Annotated in this window: 5 protein-coding genes; 2 read left to right on the top strand and 3 right to left on the bottom strand. The window is 66.1% G+C overall.

Annotation, left to right across the window (positions count from 1 at the left end):
• Window positions 1-81 precede the first annotated feature (81 nt).
• The 3 genes from thiD to glmM form a co-directional block, all read right to left on the bottom strand.
• Window positions 82-918 (bottom strand): bifunctional hydroxymethylpyrimidine kinase/phosphomethylpyrimidine kinase, encoded by an 837-nt coding sequence (gene thiD, locus BHQ40_RS24265; protein WP_070158257.1) that lies wholly within the window; start codon window positions 916-918, stop codon window positions 82-84.
• Entirely contained in the window at window positions 919-1,146 is a 228-nt protein-coding gene (locus BHQ40_RS24270; protein WP_070158260.1) for a DUF1272 domain-containing protein, read from the bottom strand.
• 116 nt (window positions 1,147-1,262) lie between these two features.
• The gene (gene glmM / locus BHQ40_RS24275; RefSeq protein WP_070158258.1) at window positions 1,263-2,603 is read right to left on the bottom strand and encodes a phosphoglucosamine mutase; all 1,341 of its coding nucleotides are present in this window, start codon (window positions 2,601-2,603) and stop codon (window positions 1,263-1,265) included.
• Window positions 2,604-2,695: 92 nt separating this feature from the next.
• Between glmM and BHQ40_RS24280 the strand changes: the two genes are divergently transcribed.
• Window positions 2,696-3,691 (top strand): aldo/keto reductase, encoded by a 996-nt coding sequence (locus BHQ40_RS24280; protein ID WP_070158259.1) that lies wholly within the window; start codon window positions 2,696-2,698, stop codon window positions 3,689-3,691.
• 12 nt (window positions 3,692-3,703) lie between these two features.
• On the top strand, window positions 3,704-3,885 hold a 182-nt coding region (locus BHQ40_RS26610; RefSeq protein WP_216094923.1), incomplete at its 3' end, for a hypothetical protein.

Here is a 3,885-nt window from a genome sequence, read left to right on the forward strand (position 1 = left end):
AAAGGCCCCCGCCCCGCCTCATCAACGCCGGCGACAAGGCCGGGATGATGGCGCATCTCATGCACGAAGTCCGGCCCGAAATCAGGCACGGCGCGGCACGCCCATCGGACCGTGGCCAACGCCCAGCCCCGGCGCGAGCTTGATAGAGTCCCGTACATAGCGCCGGGCCATGTCGATGGCGCTGACGATGCCCAGCCCCTGCGCCAGCCCCGTCGCCAGCGCGCTCGCCAGCGTGCAGCCGGTTCCGTGGGTGTGCGGCGTGTCGATCCGCTGGCTGCGCCATTGCTTGATCGTACCGCCCGCATCGAACAGCCGGTCGGTCAGCGTCGCGCCCTCGCCATGCCCGCCCTTGGCCAGCACCGTGCAACCGAAGCGTTTGGCTATGCTATCGCCACCCAGCGCCGCCAGCTCCGGGATGTTGGGCGTCACCACCGTCGCGATCCGCATTAGCCGTTCGAACGCGGCGATGGTGTCGGCATCGGCCAGCACTGAACCGCTGGTCGCGACCATGACGGGATCGAAGATGATGGGCGTCACCTCGGCAACGTCATTCCCGCGCAGGCGGGAACCCATCTCCACACCTTGGCTCTGGACGTTCGCCGGGGAGACGGGTTCCCGCTTTCGCGGGAATGACGAAGAAAGGAAATCCGCCACCGCATGCGCCGTCTGCGCGGAGCCGATCATACCGATCTTCACCGCGTCCGCGCCAATGTCGGACAGTACGCTCTCCATCTGCGCGACCACCATATCGGTGGGCACCGGATGCACGGCCTGAACTCCCAGCGTATTCTGCGCGGTGATGGCGGTAATCGCGGTCATGGCGTGGCCGCCCAGCATCGTCACGGTCCGCACATCGGCCTGAATGCCAGCGCCCCCGCCGCTATCCGACCCGGCAATTATGAGGACGCGCGGAACCACTTAAGCGCCCTTATGCTTCCGCTCCGTGGAGGCTGGGTTGTTCGCCAGCGCCTTGCCCACGCGCGTCGGCCGGTCGAGCAGTTCGCCGCCGCAATTGGGGCAGATGTCGTCCATCTCCTCGGCGCAGGGCGCGCAGAAGGTGCATTCGAACGAGCAGATGAACGCGCCGCCCGCATCGGCCGGCAGGTCCGTGCCACAGCGTTCGCAATCGGGGCGCATTTCAAGCATCATTCAAATCCTTCCGTCATTCCCGCGAAGGCGGGAACCCATCTCCGGAACGTCGTTCCTGGTGGATGGCTTGGGAGATAGGTTCCCGCCTTCGCGGGAATGACGGCAAAGATATGTCACGCCGCCGCCTTCTCGACCGCGGCGCAGATGCGGTCGACGACATCCTTCACCTGATCGGCTCGGTCGCCCTCGGCCATGACCCGGATCACCGGTTCGGTGCCCGAAGGGCGGATGACCAGACGGCCGGAGCCTTTCAGTTCCGCCTCCGCCTGCGCGATGGTTTTCTTCACATCCTCATGGTCGAGCGGCTTGCCGCCGGAGAAGCGGACATTTTTCAAAAGCTGCGGCACGGCGTCGAACTGGTGGAGCAATTCGCTCGCCGGCTTGCCGCTGCGGACCAGCGCCGCCAGCACCTGCAACGCGGCGATGGTGCCGTCGCCGGTGGTCGCATAGTCGGACAGGATCATGTGGCCCGACTGTTCGCCGCCGACATTGAAGCCGCCCTCGCGCATCCGCTCCAGCACATAGCGGTCGCCGACCTTGGTGCGCTCCAGGCCGATGCCCTTGCCGGACAGGAAGCGCTCCAGGCCCAGGTTGGACATGATCGTCGCGACCAGGCCGCCGCCGCGCAGCGTCCCCTCCCGCGCCCAGTTGGCGGCGATCAGCGCCATGATCTGATCGCCATCGACAATCACGCCATTCTCATCGACCACGATCAGCCGGTCGGCGTCGCCGTCCAGCGCGATGCCGATGTCCGCGCCCGCCGAAAGCACCGTCTCCTGCAGCAGCAGCGGCGCGGTCGATCCGCAGCCATCATTGATGTTGGTGCCATCCGGCGTCACGCCGACCGCAATCACCTCCGCGCCCAATTCCCACAGGGCCGAGGGCGCGACCTGATAGGCGGCGCCGTTCGCGCAATCGACGACGATGCGCAGGCCGTCCAGGCGCAGGTCGGCGGGGAAGCTGGACTTCACCGCATGGATATAACGGCCGCGCGCATCCTCCACGCGGCGGGCGCGGCCGATATGTTCCGACGCCGCCAGCGCGATGTCGCCCGCCAGCAGCGCCTCTATCTTCGCCTCGTCGGCGTCGGACAGCTTATATCCGTCCGGGCCGAACAGCTTGATGCCATTGTCATAATAGGGATTGTGGCTGGCCGAGATCATGACGCCCAGATCCGCGCGCATCGAATGGGCGAGCATGGCGACGGCGGGCGTCGGGATCGGCCCGAATTGCACCACGTCCATGCCGACGGCGGTGAAGCCGGCAACGAGGGCGTTTTCCACCATATAGCCCGACAGGCGCGTATCCTTGCCGATCACCACCCGGTGCCGGTGCTTGCCGCGCAGAAAGTGCGTCCCGGCCGCCATGCCGACCTTCATCGCCAGTTCCGGCGTCATGGGCCATTGATTGGTCCGGCCCCTGATCCCATCTGTGCCGAAATAGCTGCGCGCCATGCCTTGCCTGTGCCTTCATCAATCCGTGCGGCCTCATAGCGCGAAGCAACGGCCTGATCGATCATTTTTCCATGTCCAAAGGGAGAGCCGATATGAAATACCGCACGCTTGGCGACAATCTGAAGGTCTCTGCGCTTGGGGTGGGCTGCATGCCGATGGGCGGCGGCGGGGACGGCGTTTACGGCGCCGGGACCAAGGATGAAACGGTCGCCACGCTGCACCGGGCCATCGATCTGGGCGTCACTTTCTTCGACACGGCGGAGGTGTACGGTCCCCATGTCAACGAACAGCTTCTGGGCGACAGCATCAAGGGCAAGCGCGACGGCCTGATCATCGCCACCAAGTTCGGATTCACCTTTGACGATAATGGCGGCGTCCGCGGCCTTGATTCCACGCCGCAGAATATCCGCCGCGCCTGCGAGGGATCGTTGAAACGCCTCGGCATCGACACGATCGATCTTTATTATCAGCACCGCGTCGATCCCAATGTGCCGATCGAGGAAGTTATGGGCGTGCTTGTCGAGCTGAAGCGCGAGGGCAAGATCCGCCATATGGGCCTGTCCGAAGCGGGCGTCGCCACCATCCGCCGCGCCAACGCGGTGCATCCGGTGGCCGCGATCCAGTCGGAATATTCCCTGTGGGAGCGCGAGGTCGAGAATGACATCCTGCCGCTCTGCCGCGAGCTGAACATCGGCCTTGTGCCGTTCAGTCCGCTGGGCCGGGGGTTCCTGACCGGCCAGATCACCAAAAGGTCGGACCTGGCGGCGGACGATTTCCGCCTGGGCGATCCGCGCTATTCGGAGGAGAATTTCGCCGCCAATCTGAAGATCGTCGATGCGGTGAAGGACATTGCGGCGAAGCATGGCGTCAGCGGCGGGCAGATCGCGCTGGCATGGCTGCTGGCGCAGGGCGACGGCATCGCGCCGATCCCCGGCTTCAAGCGCCGCGCGACACTGGAGGACAGCATGGCCGCGATCGACGTTACGCTGGACGCCGGCGATCTGGCCACGCTTGACAAGGCCGCCCCGCTCGGCGGCACCGCCGGGCCGCGCTATGGCGAAAAAATGATGGCGATGACCCGGCTCTAAGGCGCGGCGGGCGTGACCGGCACTCCCTCTCCTCCCCCCGCGCAGGGATGGAGAGGGTTGTCGCGGCGCCGGTGGGGGTGGATCGCCTTGGCCGCCATCCTGCTGGCGGCCGGGCTGGCGATGCTCGCGACATGCCGGGAACGGCCCGCCCCGCCGAAGCCCGTTGCGCACAAGCCGCCTGCGCCGCCGGTAAT

It is taken from the genome of Sphingobium phenoxybenzoativorans (assembly GCF_001757355.1).
GTDB classification, from domain to species: Bacteria; Pseudomonadota; Alphaproteobacteria; order Sphingomonadales; family Sphingomonadaceae; genus Sphingobium; species Sphingobium phenoxybenzoativorans.

Excerpts from the sequence above, each read along its gene's own strand:
- BHQ40_RS24270 (WP_070158260.1), bottom strand. The coding sequence starts at position 1,146 with ATGCTTGAAATGCGCCCCGATTGCGAACGCTGTGGCACGGACCTGCCG.
- glmM (WP_070158258.1), bottom strand. The coding sequence starts at position 2,603 with ATGGCGCGCAGCTATTTCGGCACAGATGGGATCAGGGGCCGGACCAAT.
- BHQ40_RS24280 (WP_070158259.1), top strand. The coding sequence starts at position 2,696 with ATGAAATACCGCACGCTTGGCGACAATCTGAAGGTCTCTGCGCTTGGG.